Origin of the sequence: Vibrio sp. 1562, from assembly GCF_033340155.1 — a bacterium.
Classification (GTDB): domain Bacteria; phylum Pseudomonadota; class Gammaproteobacteria; order Enterobacterales; family Vibrionaceae; genus Vibrio; species Vibrio alginolyticus.
In genome coordinates, this window is the sequence record NZ_JAWOVY010000300.1 from 1 (window position 1) to 728 (window position 728).

The 728-nt window shown below is 49.6% G+C and carries 2 pseudogenes; both read right to left on the minus strand.

Features of this window, described 5'->3' with window-relative positions:
* Positions 1 to 171: pseudogene (locus R7Z49_RS24790) on the minus strand (cytochrome C); the annotation flags it as partial.
* 43 nt (positions 172 to 214) lie between these two features.
* A pseudogene (locus tag R7Z49_RS24795) lies at positions 215 to 728 on the minus strand (molybdopterin containing oxidoreductase); the annotation flags it as partial.

Genomic DNA, 728 nt, shown 5'->3' on the forward strand with positions numbered 1-728 from the left:
AACCACCGTTACGCCATTCGGCTCAAATTGATGGCAGGCTTTACAAACCATGGCTTGCTTCTCGCCTGCTGCAATCAACTCGTCGTTATTCGCAAGTACAGGGTCACTCAACAAAGCCAAAAGGGTGAAAGCGAGCGGGAGTACCCGCTCTGATGGTTGTTTTGTTCTCACCTTGTTGTGTCCCCGAAGTTCTCACCATTCTGCTGTTGACTCTTTAACTTCGTACAATTAATGCGATGCGGTGGAAAGTGTTGTTGAGGTAACCTTTCGGATTCCATGCGATGGCAAAAGGCTGGCTGACGCCTTGATCGTCAGTTGCTTTCGCCCACACTTCGTAGTAACCCGCTTGAGGGAACTTCACCTTAGCATTGAACGTTTGCCAAGCACCGTCATTGGCAGGAGCTGCGAGGTCGGCATCCATCCATGTTGCGCCAAAATCAATCGAAATCTGCACTTTGGTCACTTTTCGGTCGCCAGACCAAGCATGTCCGCGAATGGCTATTTCATTGCCATTGACTTCTGTATTGGTTTGCGGAGAGGTGATGAGTGATTTTACTGGCATGCGCTCTATGATCTCGAAATCCTCTTTCGCCACGTTTTCTCCCGGGGCGACAGGTCGGTTAGGGACTCGATAGGAAGTACCTGTCATCTTTGGCCCATCGTGTATTTGATCGCGAATTTGAATACGAGTGAGCCATTTTTGTGAACAAGAACCCGGCCAACCTGGA